14 protein-coding genes and 2 tRNA genes are annotated in these 18,868 nt (G+C 70.7%); 7 read left to right on the top strand and 9 right to left on the bottom strand.

The annotated features are described in order from the left end of the window. Positions 1-170 precede the first annotated feature (170 nt). Positions 171-527, bottom strand: a complete 357-nt coding sequence (locus DEFCA_RS0108215) for a cytochrome c3 family protein (protein ID WP_025322546.1) — start codon at positions 525-527, stop codon at positions 171-173. A 146-nt stretch (positions 528-673) separates the two neighbouring features. Between DEFCA_RS0108215 and DEFCA_RS0108210 the strand changes: the two genes are divergently transcribed. Beyond that, positions 674-1,741, top strand: a complete 1,068-nt coding sequence (locus tag DEFCA_RS0108210) for a DUF763 domain-containing protein (RefSeq protein ID WP_025322545.1) — start codon at positions 674-676, stop codon at positions 1,739-1,741. On the opposite strand, the gene DEFCA_RS0108205 is transcribed toward DEFCA_RS0108210, so the two are convergent. From DEFCA_RS0108205 to DEFCA_RS20530, 5 genes are all read right to left on the bottom strand, one after another. Beyond that, positions 1,731-2,432 (bottom strand): transglutaminase-like domain-containing protein, encoded by a 702-nt coding sequence (locus tag DEFCA_RS0108205; RefSeq protein ID WP_025322544.1) that lies wholly within the window; start codon positions 2,430-2,432, stop codon positions 1,731-1,733. The two genes, DEFCA_RS0108210 and DEFCA_RS0108205, sit on opposite strands and share 11 nt — an antisense overlap. Positions 2,433-2,557: 125 nt before the next feature. Next, the gene (locus DEFCA_RS0108200) at positions 2,558-3,094 is read right to left on the bottom strand and encodes a YIP1 family protein (protein WP_025322543.1); all 537 of its coding nucleotides are present in this window, start codon (positions 3,092-3,094) and stop codon (positions 2,558-2,560) included. Positions 3,095-3,175: 81 nt separating this feature from the next. Continuing rightward, a tRNA-Glu gene (locus DEFCA_RS0108195) sits at positions 3,176-3,253 on the bottom strand. Positions 3,254-3,270: 17 nt separating this feature from the next. Further along, positions 3,271-3,344, bottom strand: a tRNA-Gln gene (locus tag DEFCA_RS0108190). 42 nt (positions 3,345-3,386) lie between these two features. Then, positions 3,387-4,475, bottom strand: a complete 1,089-nt coding sequence (locus tag DEFCA_RS20530) for a GGDEF domain-containing protein (protein ID WP_025322542.1) — start codon at positions 4,473-4,475, stop codon at positions 3,387-3,389. Between the two features lie 146 nt (positions 4,476-4,621). Here DEFCA_RS20530 and DEFCA_RS0108180 point away from each other — a divergent pair, with 146 nt between their 5' ends. The 4 genes from DEFCA_RS0108180 (at position 4,622) to DEFCA_RS0108165 (ending at position 10,715) form a co-directional block, all read left to right on the top strand. Next, positions 4,622-4,999, top strand: a complete 378-nt coding sequence (locus tag DEFCA_RS0108180) for a response regulator (protein WP_025322541.1) — start codon at positions 4,622-4,624, stop codon at positions 4,997-4,999. A gap of 93 nt (positions 5,000-5,092) precedes the next feature. Further along, complete coding sequence (locus DEFCA_RS0108175; protein WP_025322540.1) at positions 5,093-7,585, top strand: sugar phosphate nucleotidyltransferase; 2,493 nt, start codon at positions 5,093-5,095, stop codon at positions 7,583-7,585. 293 nt (positions 7,586-7,878) lie between these two features. Next, a complete protein-coding gene (locus DEFCA_RS0108170) occupies positions 7,879-9,396 on the top strand; it encodes a PAS domain-containing sensor histidine kinase (protein WP_025322539.1) in 1,518 nt (505 codons plus the stop codon). Next, complete coding sequence (locus DEFCA_RS0108165) at positions 9,384-10,715, top strand: sigma-54-dependent transcriptional regulator (protein ID WP_025322538.1); 1,332 nt, start codon at positions 9,384-9,386, stop codon at positions 10,713-10,715. Before DEFCA_RS0108170 ends, DEFCA_RS0108165 begins: the two co-directional genes overlap by 13 nt. An 18-nt stretch (positions 10,716-10,733) precedes the next feature. On the opposite strand, the gene DEFCA_RS0108160 is transcribed toward DEFCA_RS0108165, so the two are convergent. Genes DEFCA_RS0108160 through DEFCA_RS20525 form a run of 3 tightly spaced genes read right to left on the bottom strand, consistent with a single transcriptional unit; the run spans position 10,734 to position 13,258 of the window. Next, positions 10,734-11,180, bottom strand: coding sequence for a universal stress protein (locus DEFCA_RS0108160; RefSeq protein WP_025322537.1), 447 nt, complete (start codon positions 11,178-11,180; stop codon positions 10,734-10,736). Between the two features lie 54 nt (positions 11,181-11,234). Continuing rightward, positions 11,235-12,134, bottom strand: coding sequence for an HDOD domain-containing protein (locus tag DEFCA_RS0108155; RefSeq protein WP_025322536.1), 900 nt, complete (start codon positions 12,132-12,134; stop codon positions 11,235-11,237). Between the two features lie 11 nt (positions 12,135-12,145). Further along, positions 12,146-13,258: a pentapeptide repeat-containing protein gene (locus DEFCA_RS20525; RefSeq protein WP_025322535.1), complete on the bottom strand. Its 1,113-nt coding sequence runs from the start codon at positions 13,256-13,258 to the stop codon at positions 12,146-12,148. Positions 13,259-13,697: 439 nt separating this feature from the next. Between DEFCA_RS20525 and DEFCA_RS0108145 the strand changes: the two genes are divergently transcribed. Together DEFCA_RS0108145 and DEFCA_RS0108140 are read left to right on the top strand one after the other, a co-directional pair. After that, positions 13,698-14,177, top strand: a complete 480-nt coding sequence (locus DEFCA_RS0108145) for a response regulator (RefSeq protein WP_025322534.1) — start codon at positions 13,698-13,700, stop codon at positions 14,175-14,177. A gap of 95 nt (positions 14,178-14,272) precedes the next feature. Continuing rightward, positions 14,273-18,817 (top strand): FAD-dependent oxidoreductase, encoded by a 4,545-nt coding sequence (locus DEFCA_RS0108140; protein WP_025322533.1) that lies wholly within the window; start codon positions 14,273-14,275, stop codon positions 18,815-18,817. Positions 18,818-18,868: the final 51 nt, after the last annotated feature.

Below are 18,868 nucleotides of genomic sequence, written 5' to 3'. Positions count from 1 at the left end.
CGCGTGAGAGCACGCGCCGCGGCCGCTCCCCTGGCGCCGGGCGGCCCGAACTGCTCGGCCGTCGCGCTTCGTCGGAGCCCCCCGCCCCACCGCCGGAATGGACATGCTTTTTTGTGGAACGGAACACTAGCCGCCTAGAGGGCCGAAGGCCCGGGCCGCCGCCGTTCGGTTCACCCGGAGCCGCTGTGGCAGTCCTCGCACTCCAGGGGTTTCCGGGCCTTGGGTCCGAAGTGGCACGAGCGGCACCGGCCCTGGGGGCTGCCTTCGCCGTGGGCGGCGTCTTCCAGGGAGGGCTTTTCCCCCTCGGCCTCGGCGCGGTGGCAGGCCCCGCAGCGGTGGGCCCCCTCCGAGCGCTGGGGGTGGTGGCAGGTGTCACACGGGAACCGCTCGGCGTGGTCGGAGTGGGGGAACAGCACCGGCTCCTTTCTGCCGTAGTTGGTGACCTGGATCCGTTGGGCACCTTGCGCCCCCCAGGCCCCGACCAGGGCCGCTGCTACGCAAAAGACCGTGAACACGCGAACGAGCATCGGCTCTCCCCCTCCCAGGCGGGCATGGCGTTGCCCCTTCTTCGCTCCGTAGGGTACGGCCGGACGCGGTCCGGCACAACCCCGGCCCGCAGCGGTGTCTACGCCGCGGCCGTGCGACGGTTTCGACACGCCAGATCGGGGTCTCCATGAAGACCGGCACGGCCCACCTCCCCCTCCACACCGGCCGCGCGCCCCGCTGGCTGTTCGAGCGCATGGTGCGCCTGGCCCGGGAGATCGTGCGTCTCCTGGTCGAGGAGCACGGGCCCGACGAGGTGCTCCGGCGCCTTTCGGACCCGTTCTGGTTCCAGGCCCTGGGCTGCGTGCTGGGGTTCGACTGGCACTCGAGCGGGGTGACCACCACCGTGTGCGGAGCCCTGAAGGAGGCCCTCCGACCGGTCGGCGGGGACCTGGGGCTGTTCGTGGCCGGGGGCAAGGGCCGGGCGTCCCGCCGGACCCCGGCGGAGATCGAGGCGGCGTGCGAGATCACGGGGCTCGACGCGGTCCCCCTGGTGCGGGCCAGCCGGATGTCGGCCAAGGTGGACTCGGCCGCGGTGCAGGACGACCACCAGATCTACCACCACGCCTTCTTCTTCACGGCCCGGGGAAGCTGGTGCGTGGTGCAGCAGGGCATGTGCGCCGAGGCCCGGACGGCCCGTCGGTACCACTGGCTGGGGGAGGGGGTGAGGGCGTTCGACGAGGAGCCCCACGCGGCGGTGTGCGCCCAGGGGGCCCGGCCCACCCTGAACCTGGTTGCCCGAGAGAGCGGGGGGGCCCGGGACGCCTCGGTGGAGCTGTGCCGGAGCCCCGAGGTGGTGCTGGACGCGGTGGCCCGGGCCCGAGAGCTCCGGATGCCGGGCCGGCACCCGGTGAGCCTGGCCGACGTGGACCCCCGGTACCTGCGGCGGATCCTGCTGGAGACCTACGAGCGGGCGCCCGGGGATTTCGAGACCCTGCTGGGGCTGCCCGGGGTGGGCGCGAAGACCCTACGGGCCCTGGCCCTCACGGCCGAGCTGGTGTACGGCACCCCCGCCAGCACCCGCGACCCGGCCCGGTTCAGCTTCGCCCATGGGGGCAAGGACCGCACCCCGTTCCCCGTGGACCGCGAGACCTACGACCGCACGATCGACCTGCTGCGCCAGGCGGTGGATCGCTCGAAGGTGGACCGGTCCGACAAGGTGAAGGCGTTGCGGAGGTTGGCCCGGTTCAGTCGGTGACCACCTCTTCCGCCAGGAAGTCCCGGGGGCGCGCCGAGCCCTTCGTCTCGTGCATCCGGATCCAGGCGTCCACCCGGTGGTCTCCGTACGCCCGGCGCCACGCCGCCAGGATCTCGTCCAGGGGGATGTCGGCGTGGGTGCCGTGGAACTCCACGTACTCCATGAACCGTTGGTTCTGCCGGTTGTAGGGCTGGAAGATGGAGTCGTGGCGGCCGTCGAACTCCAGCGGCTCCACGCCGTGCCGGTCGCACAGCTCGCGGTTGAACGCCGGCGTGGCCTTGACCCACCGGCCCTCGAGAAAGAGCTCGACCACCCCGTGGTACACAAACAGGTCCGAGCCCAGGTACTCCAGGAGCTGGCGGGTGGCCAGGTGGTTTCGCACCGTGGCGAACGACACCCGCGCCGGGATCCCCAGGGCCCGGGCCGCCGCGATCATGACCGAGGCCTTCTGCACGCAGTAGCCCCGGCCCGCCTTGATCACCCGGCTGGCCCGGTAGTGCTCGGGCTTGTAGAACGGGGAGTAGGGGTCGTACCAGAGGCCGTCCCGCACCGCGTAGTACAGGGCCACCGCCCGCTCCACCGGGTCGGTGCGGCCCCCCACCGCCTCGCGGGCGAACCCCCGAACCGTTGGGTGATCCGCATCGAGGATCGGGGTGGGGGAGAGGTAGGCCGGGTCGATGGCGCGGGTCATTCGGATTCCCCTGGATGAGGAGGTGTGGGGAGCGTCGGATATCGGTGGCGGGGCCCGTCCCTTCCTCGGGAGCCGTTCCGACGACCTTTGGAAGGGGCCATGTTATGCAAAGTTCCGGCGGCCGGTCAAAGGAGGGCGAGCGATCCCACGAAGGCGCCGGCGAGGAGGACGGCGAGCAGGGCCCGCCACGGGGGCAGGGGTTGGGTCCGGCGGCACAGGTGGTAGGCGCCGGCGAGCAGCAGGACCCCGGCCAGGCCCGCACCGACGGCCAGGCCGTCCGGGAGGGGAGCCCCCGGGGCCAACACCCGCAGCGCCACCGCCGGGAGCGCCGGCAGGGCCGCCCACAGGAGCAGGGCCGCCCCGCGGTACACCCGGCCGAACCGGCCCGGCCCGCCCACCGCCCGGCCCATGAGCCACAGAACGATGCTTCCCCCGAAGTGGGCGGCCGCCACCGCCCCGATCCCCCCGAACAGGTTCCCGAGCAGCAGGATCTGGAAGGGGATCCGCTGGGCCGGGATGTCTCCCACCGGGATCCCCAGGCTTCTCTGGGTCCATGCCAGGGCGGCTCCGTAGGCGGCGCCCACGGCCAGGACCGAGACGGCCGCGAGCACCGGCACGACCGGCCGGTCAAGGTGTTCGCCGAAACGGTGCGGATGGTCCACGGGGTGATCTCCTCCTTTGCCCGGACGGGCGGGAAAAACACAGGGACCCCGACGCCGCTCGGCGCCGGGGTCCCAAAAAGATGGCGGTCCCGACGGGATTTGAACCCGTGTCGCCGACGTGAGAGGCCGGTGTCCTAGGCCTGGCTAGACGACGGGACCGTCTTGTACGAATCGGTTGGCTGGGGGAGAAGGATTCGAACCCTCACTCGCGGATCCAGAGTCCGCTGTCCTACCCTTAGACGATCCCCCAGCGCGAATGAGACGCGCTTTATACCCGATGGGCCCGACCCTGTCAAGCGGGCTGAGCCGCTTTTTTGGGTTGCCCCGAGGGGGACTGGGCCGCCATCACCCGGTTGCGGCCGGCCCTCTTGGCCTGGTAGAGGGCGTCGTCCGCGCGTTGCACCAGGGCCTGTTCGTCCTCGCCCGGCTGCCAGGTGGCCACCCCCACGCTCAGGGTCACCCGCACCGGACCGGCCTGGGTCCGGATCGGGGCCGTCTCGGCCAGCCGTCGCAGCTTCTCCGCTACGATCCGGGCCGCATCGCCCTCGGTGTGGGGCAGGAGCACGGCGAACTCCTCGCCCCCGTACCGGGCCACGAAGTCGCTGCGCCGCAGGGCCTGGAGGGTGCGGCCGGCCAGCGCCTGGAGCACCAGGTCTCCGGTGGGGTGGCCGTGGCGGTCGTTGACCTCCTTGAACCGGTCCACGTCCCACAGGATCACCGAGAAGGGTTGCAGGTACCGCACGGCCCGGGCGGTCTCCTCGGCCAGGCGATCGTCCCAGGCGCCCCGGTTCCACAGACCGGTCAGGGGGTCCCGCAGGCTCTGGGTGCGCAGCGCCCGCACCTTGTTCTCCACCTGCCCCAGCCGTTCGCGCAGCCCTCCCAGCAGGTCCCTCAGCAGCCCGGCCTCCTCCTCCAGGCGTCGGGTCTCCCGTTGTTCCCTCACGGCCTCGGAGCGCAGCGTCCTCAGGATCGGCTCGAGCGCGGGGCGGAAGGCGTCGTCCACCAGCCCGGCGTCCAGCCGGCCGAGGGCCTCCTCCACCGACGCGGTCAGCCCCTCGTGCTCCGTGGCGTACCTGCGGGCGTGCTGCACGAACCTCCTCACCCGGCCGTCCAGCTCCCCGACCACCGCTCCCATCTCCCCGAACAGGGCCTCGAGCTCCTCCATGCGGGTGCCCCACTGGGCCGGGGCGGTCTCGAGCCAGGCCAGGAACGCGGCCAGCGCCTCGGACAGGGCCGTGCCGTCGGGGGCCTGCTCCAGGAGGACCCTCGGCGGTTGGCCCAGGAACGGGGGGATCCGACGGGCGATCTCGGCCAGGAGGGCCCAGGCCGCCGGGGCCAGTTCCGGGGGGATCGAATCGATGGGGAGGTTCGGGCTCTCCAACGCAGTCCTCCGGGCCGGGGGTGGGTTGATCTTCTTTTCGTACCCCGGCCGCCGAGACTTTACCGGTTTCGTCGGGGCGGGTCGGTTTGACCAGAGGGAACGGGATGCTAAGATGAATCCGCTTCGCATCGCCAGGAGGAGGCGCCATGTACACCGTGCTGGTGGTGGACGACGAGGAGAGCATCCGGGTCCTGTACCGGGAGGAGCTGGAGGAGGCAGGGTACCGGGTGCTGTGCGCGGGCAGCGGGGAGGAGGCCCGGGGCCTGCTGGAGGAGAACGAGGTCCACGCGGTGGTACTCGACATCAAGCTGAGGGGCGAGAGCGGTCTTCAGTTCCTCCAGGAGTTCTCCCGCACCCACCGGGACGTGCCGGTGGTGCTGTCCACGGCGTACAGCTCGTTCAAGACCGACTACTCCGCCTGGCTGGCCGACGCGTACGTGGTGAAATCGGGGAGCCTCGACGAGCTCAAGGCCGAGATCGCGCGGGTGATCGAGCGGCGCTACGGCGGCACGCGGGATCAGTAGCGACGGATCCGCCCCCCCAGATCGAGGCCCGGCTCGGCCGGGCTTTTGTTTGCCGGTTCGTTGGTTGTGCATTCGACCAGGAGGAGGGGTTTCATGAAAGCGGTTCTGATGGCCGGCGGGTTCGGTACCCGCATCCAACCCCTGACCCACAGCCTGCCCAAGCCCATGGTCCCGGTGGTGAACCGCCCAATGATGGAACACATCCTCGAGCGGGTGCGGGGGGCCGGCATCGAGGAGGTGGTGATCCTCCTGTACTACATGCCCGACGCGATCCGGGACCACTTCGGGGACGGATCCCGGTTCGGCCTCCGGCTCCGGTACGTGCTCCCCGACGAGGACTTCGGCACGGCCGGTGCGGTCAAGTGTGCCGAGACCTTCCTGGACGAGACCTTCCTCGTCTTGTCGGGAGACGTGATCACCGACTTCGACCTGGGCGCCATCACCTCGTTCCACAAGGAGAAGCGCACCCCGGTCACGATCACCCTCACCCGGGTGCCGAACCCCCTCCAGTTCGGGGTGGTGATCACCGACGCGGACGGCCGGATCCTGCGGTTCCTCGAGAAGCCGGGGTGGGGGGAGGTGTTCAGCGACACCGTGAACACCGGGATCTACGTGCTCGAGCCCGAGGTGCTGGCCCGGATCCCCCGGGGCCGGCCGTTCGACTTCTCCAAGGACCTGTTCCCCTCGTTCCTGCGCGAGGAGGTGCCGATCTACGGGATGTGCGCCGAGGGGTACTGGCGCGACGTGGGCGACCCGGACGCGTACCGGGACGCCGTGGCGGACGTGCTGTCGGGGAAGGTGAGGCTTTCGTTCCCGGGCCGCCGAATCGAGACCGACGGGGGGGAGCTGTGGGTCGAGGACGAGGGGTTCGTGCCGCCCGAGGGCCTGAGGGTGAGGGGCCGGGTGGTGCTGGGGGCCGGGGTCGAGGTGGGCGGTGCGGTGGAACTCGAGGACTCCGTGGTGGGAAGGGGGTGCCGGATCGGGGACGGCGCCGTCCTGGCTTCGAGCGTGCTGTGGAACGAGGTGCGGGTGGGGCCGGGGGCGAGGCTCCGGCGGGTGGTGCTGTGCGACCGGGTGTGGGTGGGTGAGGCCGTGCGCATGGAGAAGGGAGCGGTCGTGGCCGAGGGCACCGAGGTGGGCGACCGGGCGTCCTTCGAGCGGGACCTCATGGTGTGGCCCGACAAGAAGGTGGAGCCCGGGGCGGTGCTCTCCGCCAACCTGGTGTGGGGCGACAAATGGAAGAAGTCGGTGTTCGAGGCCGGCGCGGTGGAGGGCCGCACGAACATCGAGCTCTCGCCGGAGTTCGCGGCCAAGCTGGGGGCGGCCATGGGATCGATCCTGCGGCCCAACACGGCGATCCTGGTGGGCCGCGACTACCTGAAGGCCAGCCGGATGCTCAAGAGGGCGTTCCTCGGGGGCATCCTGTCCACGGGGGTGGATGTGCACGACGTGAAGATGGTGCCGGTGCCCGTCACCCGCTACAAGCTGGCCAGCTTCGGCGAGGTGGCGGGGGTGTACTTCCAACAGAGCCCGTCGGACAGCCGCAGCACCCAGATCGTGTTCTACGATGAGGCCGGCAACCGGATCGACACCGGCGTGGAGAAGTCGATCGAACGCATCTTCTTCAAGGAGAACTTTCGCCGGGTGGACCACTCCGAGGTGGGGGCCATCCTGGAGCTATCCGGGATCGACGCGTTCTACCGCGAAGGGTTCCTGCGGGAGATCGATGCGGACGCGGTGCGCGCGCGGCGATTCCGGGTGGTGGTGGACCTGGACAACGGCACCACGGGCGAGTACCTGCCCCCCCTCCTGAACGCCCTGGGCTGCCGCACCGTGGTGCTCAATGCCTACCCCGACGAGCGCCGGCTGACCCGGCGCATGTACGACTTGGACCGGATCCTCAAACAGGCAGAGGACATCGTGGGCGCTCTGCACGCCGACCTGGGGTTCTACATCTCGCCCGGAGGCCAGAACCTGCGCCTGGTGGACGACCGGGGGCGGGTGCGGGCGGAGCACGAGGTGCTCCTGCTGATCCTGCGGCTGCTGGCCATGGTCGAGCCCGAGGGCGCCCGGGCGTTCCTGCCGGTCACGGCGCCCCGGGTGCTGGACGGCCTGGAGCCCCGTCTGCGGATCACACGGGGCAAGACCACGAGCCTCCGTACCTCGGAGCTGCACGAGTACACGTTCGTGTCGGAGGCCCCGGGCAAGTACGCCTTCCCCCGGTTCCTCCACGCCCCGGACGCCATGTTCGCCGCCGCGAAGATCCTCGAGCTGCTGGCCCGGGCAGGGGTGGACGCCTCCGAGGTCCTGGACTCCCTGCCCCCGTTCACGTACGAACGTCGCCAGATCCCGTGCCCCCACGAGCTGAAGGGCCGGGTGATGCGGCGCATGAGCGAGGACAGCGTGGACAAGGAGGCCAGCTTCGTGGACGGGGTGCAGGTGCTCCTGGGGGACACGAGCGTGCTCCTCCTGCCCGATCCCTACCGGCCGGTGCTGCACCTCGTGGTGGAGGGGCCGGATCCTGCGGCCGTGTCCCGGGAGCTGGCGGCCTACGAGAACAAGGTACGGACCTGGTTGGCCGGGTGACGGGCCCCCGTCCGACGCGGCATCTGACCCGCCCGGGGGAACGCTTTCGTCTGATACCAAGTTGTCATCCATCGGATCCGTATCCGGGGGCGGGGCAAGGGACCTGCCTCCGGCCGGGCGCGAAGCCAGGCATTGAGATTCGCCGCGCAGGCACGGAGCGGGCGCTGTGGCCCCGGCATTGACAAACGCGGTTTTATGTGATTGAGATGGGGTCCGGAGGCTTGGACCGCGGGAGGCGCCCAGCGGCCGGGCCGGTCGGTCTCCCGCGTTCCCCCGCCAGCCGCGAGTCGAACATGCCGGACGCAGCACTGTTCTCGGACCATCATCGGACCATGCGGGTTCTGGCCGGGGTGTGGGAGCGCACGCCCCAGGCCCTGGCCCTGTTCACCCCGGGGGGGCGTCGGATCCGGTATGCGAATCCGGCGTTTTGCCGTCTGGCCGGCACCTCTGCGGCCCAGATCCAGGGGGCGACGCTGCCGGGGGTGTTGGGCAAGGCGGCCCGGCCGGTCCTGTCGGCAGCGCTTCGGGATCTCCAGAGCGGACAGGTCGAGGCCGTGGCGTTGGATTTCGACGTGGAGATCCCCCTGCGGCCCCGGCGGCGGGTGGAGGGGCGGATGGAGATCGTACCGGTCTCCGAGAAACGCCGGCTCGGGGCGCTCCACCTCTGGGACGTCACCCCCCGCCACGAGACCGAGGACGAGCTCCGCGGCGCCCTGGCGCGGCTGCGGCAGGTGGTGGAGGGCTCCCCCTACCCCGTGATCGTGACCGATGCCCGGGGGGTGATCACCCGGTTCAACCGGGGGGCCGAGGCCTTGCTGGGGTTCTCGGCCGCCGAGGTGGTGGGGCGGCGGTACATCCAGGACTTCTACGAGGGCAACGCCGCCCGGGAGGTGATGGAGCGGGTCCGAGACCCGGAGCACGGGGGCGAGGGGGTCCTGGAGCGCTACGAGGCCATCCTGATCACCCGCAGCCGCGAGCGGGTGCCGGTGTGGCTCACGGTGCACCTGCTGTACGAGGAGAACGGGGCCGAGGCCGGCACCGTGAGCTTTATCCACGACCTTCGCCACGTGATGGAGCTGGAACGCCGGCTGGAAGAGGTGCAGATGCAGCTCATCCATGCCGACAAGATGGCCTCGCTGGGTAAGCTCGCGGCCGGCGTGGCCCACGAGATCAACAACCCCCTGGGCGGCATCCTGCTGTTCGGGGGGTTGCTGCTGGAGGATCTGGACTTCTCGGACCCCCGCCGGTCCGACGTGGACCGGATCGTCCAGGAGGCCCGCCGGTGCAAGGAGATCGTGAACTCGCTGCTGGACTTCGCCCACCAGCGCCGGCGGTACCAGGAGCCCGTGGATCTGAACGCGGCCCTGGGCCAGTGCATGGAGCTGCTGGGCGGCAAAGCGTTGTTCCACAACATCCGGGTGCGGCGGGAGCTGTCGGACGATCTGCCCCTGGTGGTGGGCAACCCCAGCCAGATCAAGCAGGTGTTCACGAACATCGTCACCAACGCGGTGGACGCCATGGACGGGGAGGGGGAACTGGTCCTACGGTCGGGCTGTGACCCGGACGAAGGGACGGTGTGGGTAGCGTTCACCGACACCGGGCCCGGCATGCCCCCTGGCGTGCGCCAGCGGATCTTCGAGCCGTTTTTCACGACCAAGGAGCCCGGCAAGGGCACGGGTCTGGGGCTCAGCCTGTCCTACAACATCATGCGGATGCACCGGGGCGACATCCGGGTGGAGTCGGAGCCGGGCAGGGGGACCACCTTCACCGTGGTGTTTCCGGTTCCCGAGGAGGAGCGGTGCGAACCCTGATCGTGGACGACGAGCGCTCGATCCGGGAAGGGTTGGCCAAGACCCTGCGGCGCATGGGCCACGAGGCCGAGGTGTGCAGCGACGGCGCGAGCGCCCTCGACTGCTTCCGGCAGGGGGACTACCACCTCGTGTTCCTGGACCTCAAGATGCCGGGGCTCGACGGCATGGAGGTGCTCGCCCGGATGCGGGAGCTGGACCCCGAGGTGATCGTGGTGATCATCACGGGGTACCCCTCCATCGACAACGTGCTCAAGGCGTTTCGGCTGGGTGCCTACGACTACCTGCCCAAGCCCTTCAGCCCCCAGGAGGTGCGGATCACCACGGCCCGGGCCGAGGAGCGGCGGCGGCTTCGGTTCGAGAACGAGCAGCTCCGGCGCCAGCTGCAGGCCCGCACCGACCGGTACGTGATCGGATCGAGTCCCCGGATGCGCGAGGTGAACGCGCTGATCGAGAAGGTGGCGGCCACGGACACCAGCGTGCTGATCACCGGGGAGAGCGGCACCGGCAAGGAGGTGGTCGCCCGGATGATCTACGAGCTCTCACCCCGGAAGGACCGGGAGTTCGTGGCCGTGGACTGCTCGGCCCTGGCCGGGCCGCTCCTGGAGAGCGAGCTGTTCGGCCACGTGAAGGGGGCGTTCACCGGCGCCCACGCACCCAAGAGGGGCCTGTTGGAGCTCGCCAACGGCGGCACGTTCTTCCTGGACGAGGTGGGGAACCTGGGGCCCGAGACCCAGGCCAAGCTCCTGCGCGTGCTCCAGGAGCGGGAGATCAAGCCGGTGGGCGGCGTGACGGCCCGCAAGGTGGATGTGCGGATCATCGCGGCCACCAACGCGGACCTGGAGCAGGAGGTGAAAGAGGGCCGGTTCCGGGGCGACCTGTACTACCGCCTGGCCGTGTTCCCCATTCACCTGCCGCCGCTCCGGGAGCGGATGGAGGACCTGCCCGAACTCGTGCGCCACTTCGTGGCGAAGCACGCCCCTCGGGTCCACAAGCGGTTCCGGGAGGTGTCGCCGGGGTTCCTGTCGGTGCTGGCGGGGTACAACTTCCCCGGGAACATCCGGGAGCTCGAAAACATCGTGCAGCGGGCCGTGCTCCTGGAGGAGTCCGACGTGCTTCGGCCATCGAGCCTGCCCGCCTACCTGCTGAAGAACCAGCCCAACCACCGGAAACGGTTCCCCACCCTGGAGGAGCTGGAGCGCGACCACATCGCGCTCGTGCTCCGCGCCTGCGACGGGCAGAAGACCCGGGCGGCTGAGGTGCTGGGGATCGACCGCAAGACCCTCTACCGCAAGATCAAGCAGTACGGGCTGGGGGGCTAGCCGCCGCCCCGCCGGACCTCAGGCGGCCAGCAGGGGCACGCTCACCACGGGGACCTTGGACTCCCGGATCACGTGCTCGGCCGTGCTGCCCACCAGGAGCCGCTCCAGCCCCTTGCGGTTGTGGTTGCCCATCACGATCAGGTCGGCCCCGACCTGCTCGGCCGCCTCCAGGATCTTGTGGGTGGGGTCGCCGGCCTCCACCCGGACCTCGGTGCCCGCCGGAAGGTAGCGGTGGGCATGCTCGGCCAGCTCCCCCATGGCGGCGTCCTCCAGCTCCCGGACCGACTCGTCGGTGTCGCGGCTGGCCACGGTGAACCCCAGGAGCCCCTCGCTCTCCTCGACCACGTACAGGGCGGTGAGCCGGGCGTTGAACCGCTCGGCCAGCGCGGCCGCGTACCCGGCTACCCGGGAGCTGGCGTCGCTGATGTCGATGGGCAGAAGGATGCTGCGGATCTCGGGGCGCATCTCCGTGCTCCTTACCGGTGCGATGCGTACAGGGGGGATGATTGTCCTTGTCGCTCAGCTCGCGAACAGGGAGGCGAGCTGAGAGGCTTTCTCCTCGGCGGTGGACAGGATCTGTTGGCTCACCGGCTCGGGGATGCCGTAGCGGGCGGCGGCCACCTGCACCAGCCTCTCGATCCCGGAGTGCTCCGGGCTCTCGCACAGGATCGCCGCGAGCTGCACCGCCGGCGGGCACCGGGTCTCCTCGCCGGTGTCCAGGTGGTGGTCCTCGACCGCCCCGGTCAGGGGGGCGGGCAGCTCCCACGCTCGGCACACCTGCCCGCCCACTTCGGCGTGGGTCCACCCGAAGCTTTCCTGCTCCAGCGCATGGAGCTCCCCTTCTCCCCCGTGCCAGCGTTCCAACACGCGGCCGTAGGTGGCCGTGTGGTGCTGTGCCAGGAGCGGCACGGCCAGGTCCACCAGCAACCCCCAGGTGAAGCACTCCATCCGGGTGGCCGGGTGGAGCAGCCCTGCCAGCTCTTGGGCCAGGGCGGCCCGCTTCACGGCCGTGCGCCAGAACCGGCCCGGCTCGAACCCCCGGAAACACCGCTGGGGAAGGGCGTCCTTCACGGCCACGCTGATCAGCACCGACTCGAGCCGGCCCAGGCCCAGCAGGGCCACGGCGTGCCCCACGCTGGTCACCTCCTTGCGCAGGGCGAACGCGGCCGAGTTCACGGTGCGCAGTACCCGCACCGACAGCCCCGGGTCGGCCGAGATGGTGTCGGCGATCTCCGAAGGGGATTTTTCCCCCCCGCGGATCTCCCGCATGGCCTTCATGGCCACCGGGTGGAAGGCCGGCAGCTCGGCCCCCTCCAGGGGCAGGACGTGGGCACGCTTCTTCTTGGGGTGGGCCTTGCCGGCCTTTTTGGCCGGGGCGTCGGAGCTCTTCTTCTTTTTCTTTTTCCCGAGACCAAACATGGCGGGCTCCCTCAATCGGCCCTGCGGGCCATCTTGTTGGCGAGAATGCTGAGGAGTCCCCCCAAACCAAGGTAGCCGAGAATCACCTCCACCACCGACAGCATCTGGGCGGCTGCGGTCGCCGGGACCACGTCGCCGTACCCCAACGTGGTCAGGGTCACGACGCTGTAATAGAACGGGGTCAGGGCCGTGGGGTGGTCGCCGGGGTCCAAGCCCACGAGCAGGTACAGGCATCCGAACACGAAGGCCAGGCCCAGGTTCCACAGGCCCCACCGGGCGATGCTGCGGCCGCAGTCCGACGTGAGCCACCACAGCCTGTACAGGAACTCGTGCCACCGGCTCTGGTTGCGAAACTCGTACAGGTAGTTCTCGTCCAGCACGTGGCGCCGGAACAGATAGGCCCCGGTGAAGTCCACGTCCCGCACGTCCACCCCGATCCAGGTGGCCCCCCGAAACCCCTTGAGCCCCCGCATCCTTGCCCCCCGCAGGTCGGCGCCGTTGAGGGTGGCCCCCTGCACGGAGCAAAGGGCCATGTCGGCCCCCCGCAGGTCCGCCCCCGACAGATCGGCTCCTTCGAGGTCGGCCTCCCGGAACCGGGCGTTCGAGGCCCGTACCGTGCGCAGGTCCGCCCCCACCAGCTCCGCCCGGGTGAAGGTGGCGTGCTCCAGGTCGGCGCCGAAAAACACCGCCTCCTCCGCGTCCACCTCCCCGAACCCGGCCCGCTTGGCGCTGCAGCCGTTCAGTTGGGCTCCCCGAAGGTCGGCGCCCAGCAGCTCCGCGCCGTCCAGCCTGGCCCTGCTGAGGTCGGCTCCGACCAGCGAGGCTCCGCAGAGGGTGGCGCCGGTCAGGATCGCGCCCGAGAGGTCGGCGTGGGACAGGTCGTAGCCGGTCAGGTCCACCCCGGAGAGGTCCTCCCCTGCCAAGCGGATTCCCCGCAGGTCCCGCTCGTCTCCCCCTTCGCTCCAAGAGGAGCGTTGGGGCGAGCGCAGGCGTTCCAACGCCCGGTCCCGGACCGTGCCCCCGCCCTCGTCCGGCACCAGCCACCGGGCCGTCAGGGGGCCGAGCTGCTCGGGGGGCAGGGTCCAATGGGCGTGGTTGCGCTTGGGCGCGGGATGGGCAGCCATGGTCCGAACGGTCCCTTCTTTCCCCAGCCCGCCTGGACCGGGTTGGCGTGAAGGTTTGACCTAAGGATCGGCTGGGGGCGGTGCCCACTTGAGGTCGGGCCCCGAACGAAGAGGGCGTCGCCCCGGCGGTGCGTTGGGGCAGAACGCCCCGTCACGGCGGCGGGAGAGGGGGGCGAGGGGCAGATCGCCCCATCCGGACCTCGGTGTATAACGAAATAATTCCGGTATGTTGTGATGATATCGCGGGAAGCGCCCCCTTTCGTCCTGCCGTGCGCGTGGCGTTTTGCCACGAATCCGGGTCCTGGACCCGGCCCGCCAAGGAAGATATCGGCCGATGGAACATAAGTTTTTGAAAATCAATATGTTGCGATGTTGGCACGGGCTTTGCTGCTCAACGAGGCAAACCCACACGGGGGACGTTCCCCGAAGGAGGCGCATCATGGAACGCCACACCGACGTGATGATCATCGACACGGACCGGAGCCGCGTGAAGAGCCTGCGGAGGATCCTGACCGAGGCCAAGCCGGATCTGAGGATCGACGAGGTCACCCGGGTCGACGGCTGTCGGGACGCGGTGCTCCAGAAGCGGCCGAGCCTGGTCCTCCTCCACACCACCTTCCCCTATCTCGAAGAGGACGGCACGGGGCTCCTGGAGCTGATCCAGGAGGACTTCCGGACCACGCGCACCAGCGTGATCCTGGTGCTGCCCATGCCCAGCTACCTGGTGTACCGCTCCGGCTACCAGGAGGGCATCGAGATCCTGGACATGGCCGACGACCTCATCACCACCGACTATACCAGCGACATGATCCAGAACATGGTCATGACGGTGCTGGAGCAGAAGGCCGCCCTGGAGGCCGAGTGGGAGGCCGAGGTCCAGGGCGTTCCGGAGTACGCGTTCGTGACCAAGCAGGTGTAGCGGGCGGATGTCCAGGGGCGGGGGGGCGGGCGGCCAAGCGGCCGCCCGTTTTCCGAGCACGTCCCCGCTTTCCGCCTTCCAGCCGGGAGCAGATCATGGGTCAAGCGTCAGGGAGCGCCGGGCTGACCGGCGCGGTCATGGTGGTGGGCGGCGGGATCGGCGGCATCCAGGCGAGCCTCGATCTGGCCGACGCCGGGTTCAAGGTGTACCTGGTGGAGAACCGCTCGGCCATCGGCGGCCACATGGCCCAGCTCGACAAGACGTTTCCCACCAACGACTGCGCCATGTGTACCATCAGCCCCAAGCTGGTGGACACGGGCCGCCACCTCAACATCGACGTGATCACCAACGCGGACGTGCTGGCCGTGGAGGGCCACGCGGGTGACTTCCGCGTGCGGCTGCGGCGTCGGCCCCGGTACGTGCGCGAGGACCGGTGCACCGCCTGCGGCGACTGCGAGAAGGTGTGCCCGGTGGCCATCCCCAACCCCTTTGACGAGGGGCTCTCCACCCGCAAGGCCATCCACAAGCTCTACCCCCAGGCCGTGCCCAACGCCTTTGCCGTGGAGAAGCGCGGCGTGAGCCCCTGCCGCCACGCCTGCCCGGCCGGGCAGCGGGCCCAGGGGTACATCGCCCACATCCGTGCCGGGGACTACGAGGCCGCGTTTCGCACGATCAAGCTCGACAACCCGTTCCCCGGCATCTGCGGCCGCATCTGCAACCACCGGTGTGAGGACGCCTGCACCCGGGGCCGGGTGGACGAGCCTCTGGACATCCGGGCCCTGAAGCGGTTCGTGGCCGACTGGGCCTACTCCCGGCCCTACGAGCCCCCCCCGCCGGCCGAGAGACGGTTCGACGAGCGGGTGGCGGTGATCGGCGCGGGCCCCTGCGGGCTCACCGCGGCCCGCGACCTGGCGCTCGAGGGGTACCCGGTGACGGTGTTCGAGGCCCTGCCGGTGGCCGGCGGCATGCTCCGGGTGGGGGTGCCCGAGTACCGGCTGCCGGCCTCGATCATCGAGCGCGAGGTGCAGGAGATCGTGGACCTGGGGGTGGACCTCAGGCTCAACCACCCGGTGTCCAACGTGGAGGACCTGTTCGACGACGGATTCCGTGCCGTGCTGGTGGCCGTGGGCGCCCACGAGGGGGTGCGCCTGCCGATCCCCGGCAACGACCTGCCCGGGGTGCTCACCAACACGTCGTTCCTGCGGGACGTGCGCCTGGGCCCCCCCCCCGACGTGGGCCGACGGGTGGTGGTGATCGGCGCGGGCGACGTGGCCATGGACTGCGCCCGCACGGGGGTGCGCCTGGGTGCGGACGTGGCGGTGCACTACCGCCGCTCCCGCGAGGAGGCCTCGGCCCATCCCCTGGAGATCCGGCACGCCGAGGAAGAGGGGGTGGCGTTCACCTTCCACTCGAACCCGGTGGAGATCCTGGCAGGGCCCGACGGCCGGGTGCGGGCCGTGCGGTTCCAGCGCATGGAGCCCGGCGAGCCCGACGAGACCGGCCGGCGCCGGCCCGTGCCGGTGCCCGGCTCGGAGTTCGAGGTGGAGTGCGACACGGTGATCTTCTCGGTGGGGCAGCGGGCCGGGCTCGCGTTCCTGCCGCCGGACACCGGCGTCCAGATCACCCGCCAGAACACGGTGGTGGCCGACCCCGAGACCGGGGCCACGGCCCGGCCGGGGCTGTTCGCCGCGGGCGACACCACCACCGGCACCGCCTTCGTGATCGAGGCGGTGGCCTCGGGCCACCGGGCGGCCCGGGGCATCCACGCCTACCTCCGGGGCGAGGCCGTGCGGCCGGCCCCCAAGGAGCGGATGCCGGTGGCGGAGCTCTCGGACGAGGAGCTGCGGGAGCGGATGACCCGTGGTGAGATCCGCAAGGGCCGCCGGGTCCACGTGCGCACCCGCGAGGCCCAGGAGCGGCTCCAGGGCTTCGACGAGGTCAGCCTGGGATACACCGAGGACGAGGCCCGCAAGGAGGCCGAGCGGTGCCTGAGCTGCGGGGTGTGCTCCGAGTGCTACTCGTGCGTCGAGGCCTGCAAGGCCGACGCCGTGGACCACGACCAGGTGGAGGACACGCAGCAGCTCAGGGTCGGGGCGGTGGTGCTCGCGCCCGGGTACCAGGCCTACGACGCGCGGCTCAGCCAGGAGTACGGCCTGGGCCGGTTCCCCAACGTGGTCACCTCGCTCCAGCTCGAGCGCATGCTCTCGGCCTCGGGCCCCACCCGGGGCCACGTGAAACGGCCGGGCGACGCCAAGGTGCCCAAGAAGGTGGCGTTCCTCCAGTGCGTGGGCTCCCGGGACCAGGACCACGACTACTGCTCCAGCGTGTGCTGCATGTACGCGGCCAAGGAAGCGGTGATGGTCAAGGAGCACGAGCCCGGAACCGAGGTGGCCGTGTTCTTCATGGACACTCGCTCGTTCTCCAAGGGGTACGACGCCTACTACCGCCGGGCCCGCGAGGAGTACGGGGTGCGCTACGAGCGGTGCCGGGTGTCGAGGCTGGTGGAGGACCCGGACACCGGCGACCTGCTGGTCCGGTACGTGAGGGGGCGGGAGATCCGCGAGGAGCGGTTCGACCTGGTCGTGCTGTCGGTGGGCATGGAGGTCTCGGCCTCGGTGCGGGACCTGGCCCGGCGGCTGGGGATCGAGGTGGACGACCACGGGTTCTGCCGCACCACCCTGTTCAAGCCCCTGGAGGCCTCCCGGCCGGGCATCTACGTGGCCGGGCCGTTCCGGGAGCCCAAGGACATCCCCGAGACCGTGGTCGAGGCCTCGGGGGCCGCCTCGCGGGCCGGAAGCCTGCTGGCCGGGGCCCGGGGCACCCTGACCCGAGAGCCCGAGTACCCGCCGGAGCGGGACGTGGCCGGTGAGGAGCCCCGGGTGGGCGTGTTCGTGTGCCACTGCGGCTCGAACATCGGCGGGTTCCTGGACGTGCCGGGGGTGGCCGAGTACGCGGGCTCGCTCCCCGGCGTGGTCCACGCCGAGGCGAACCTCTACACCTGCAGCCAGGACACCGTGGCCCACATCACCGAGACCGTGAAGGAGAAGGGCCTGAACCGGGTGGTCGTCGCCTCGTGCAGCCCCCGGACCCACGAGCCCCTGTTCCAGGACGCGGTGCGGGCGGCCGGCCTGAACCCCATGCTGTTCGAGATGGCCAACATCCGCAACCACTGCTCCTGGGTCCACGGCGGCGATTGGGAGGGGGCCACCCGCAAGGCCATGGACCTGGTGCGGGCCGCGGTGGCCCGGGCCACCCGGCTGCGGCCGGTGCGGAGCCTGCGCTACCCCGTGAAGCGCCAGGCCCTGGTGCTGGGCGGTGGGGCGGCCGGCATGGCCGCGGCCCTGGACCTGGCGGACCAGGGGTTCCCGGTGCACCTGGTGGAGCGCACCGGCGAGCTGGGGGGGAACCTCCGGCGGATCCGGTTCCTGGAGACCGGCAGGAGCCCCCGGGAGTACCTGGAGGACCGGGTGCGGCGGGTCCTGCAGCACCCCAACATCCGGGTGCACTTCGAAACCGAGCTGGAAGAGATCTCGGGGTTCACGGGCAACTTCACGAGCCGGCTGCGCCACCGCTCGGGCGACACCGACGTGGTCGAGCACGGCGCCGTGATCGTGGCCACCGGCGCGCGGGAGTACCGGGGCCCGGACCTGGGCCTGGGCGCCCACCCCGACGTCGTGACCGGCCTCGACTTCGAGGAGTTCCTGTTCCACAAGGCCTCGGGCAACGGCCACGACCTGGACCTTCCCATCGCCCGCCGGTCCATCCCCGACGAGGTGGTCATGGTGCTGTGCGTGGGGCCGGCCCAGCGGTTCTGCAGCCGCACCTGCTGCGTCACCGCCCTCAAGAACGCCCTGATCCTCAAGGAGCTCCGGCCCCAGGCCCGGATCACGGTGCTGTACAAGGACATCCGCACGTACGGGTTCAAGGAGCGGCTCTACACCGAGGCCCGTCGCCGGGGCGTGGTGTTCCGGCGGTACGACGAGGCCGAGCCGCCCCAGGTGGCCACGGGCGACGGCACGGTGCGGGTGTGGTACCGCGACGCGGCCACCGGCCGGGAGGTATCGCTCAGCCCGGAGCTCCTGGTGCTGGCCGAGCCGATCGTGCCCCATGCGGACCTGGGGGAGCTGGCCACCCGGCTGAAGGTGCCCCTGGACAGCGACGGGTTCCTGCTGGAGGCCCACGTGAAGCTCCGGCCCGTGGACTTCCAGACTCGGGGCCTGTACCTGGCGGGCCTGGCCCACTACCCCAAGCTCCTGGCCGAGTCGGTGGCCCAGGCCCAGGCCGCGGCGGCTCGGGCGGCCACGGTGCTGGCCAAGGAGCACGTGGAGAGCGAGGGGGTGGTGGCCGAGGTCGTGCCGGAGCGGTGTGCCGGGTGCCTGACCTGCGTGCGGGTTTGCCCCTACGACGTGCCGCAGATCCGGCCCGATCTGCAGGGCGCCGGCGGGATCGCGGGTGCGGCGTACGTGGAGCCGGCCACCTGCCACGGCTGCGGGGTGTGCGCGGCCGAGTGCCCGGCCAAGGCGATCCAGCTGGCCCACTACACCGACGACCAGGTGGCCGCCACCGTGGACGCCCTGCTGGGGGCCGACACCTGGTACCGAGGCGAGGGGGACGCCTCTGCCGCGCCCGGCGGGTGTTGAACGCACCGGCTCCCCATTTCTCCTATACCTTGATTTACCACGGTACTCCAC

Source organism: Deferrisoma camini S3R1, assembly GCF_000526155.1.
Classification (GTDB): domain Bacteria; phylum Desulfobacterota; class Deferrisomatia; order Deferrisomatales; family Deferrisomataceae; genus Deferrisoma; species Deferrisoma camini.
The sequence above is the reverse complement of the archived record's forward strand: the minus strand, read 5'-3'. Positions and strand labels throughout refer to the sequence as shown.

Excerpts from the sequence above, each read along its gene's own strand:
- DEFCA_RS0108210 (WP_025322545.1), top strand. The coding sequence starts at position 674 with ATGAAGACCGGCACGGCCCACCTCCCCCTCCACACCGGCCGCGCGCCC.
- DEFCA_RS0108155 (WP_025322536.1), bottom strand. The coding sequence starts at position 12,134 with ATGTTTGGTCTCGGGAAAAAGAAAAAGAAGAAGAGCTCCGACGCCCCG.
- DEFCA_RS0108170 (WP_025322539.1), top strand. The coding sequence starts at position 7,879 with ATGCCGGACGCAGCACTGTTCTCGGACCATCATCGGACCATGCGGGTT.
- DEFCA_RS0108175 (WP_025322540.1), top strand. The coding sequence starts at position 5,093 with ATGAAAGCGGTTCTGATGGCCGGCGGGTTCGGTACCCGCATCCAACCC.
- DEFCA_RS0108160 (WP_025322537.1), bottom strand. The coding sequence starts at position 11,180 with ATGCGCCCCGAGATCCGCAGCATCCTTCTGCCCATCGACATCAGCGAC.
- DEFCA_RS0108145 (WP_025322534.1), top strand. The coding sequence starts at position 13,698 with ATGGAACGCCACACCGACGTGATGATCATCGACACGGACCGGAGCCGC.
- DEFCA_RS20525 (WP_025322535.1), bottom strand. The coding sequence starts at position 13,258 with ATGGCTGCCCATCCCGCGCCCAAGCGCAACCACGCCCATTGGACCCTG.
- DEFCA_RS0108140 (WP_025322533.1), top strand. The coding sequence starts at position 14,273 with ATGGGTCAAGCGTCAGGGAGCGCCGGGCTGACCGGCGCGGTCATGGTG.
- DEFCA_RS0108215 (WP_025322546.1), bottom strand. The coding sequence starts at position 527 with ATGCTCGTTCGCGTGTTCACGGTCTTTTGCGTAGCAGCGGCCCTGGTC.
- DEFCA_RS0108180 (WP_025322541.1), top strand. The coding sequence starts at position 4,622 with ATGTACACCGTGCTGGTGGTGGACGACGAGGAGAGCATCCGGGTCCTG.
- DEFCA_RS0108205 (WP_025322544.1), bottom strand. The coding sequence starts at position 2,432 with ATGACCCGCGCCATCGACCCGGCCTACCTCTCCCCCACCCCGATCCTC.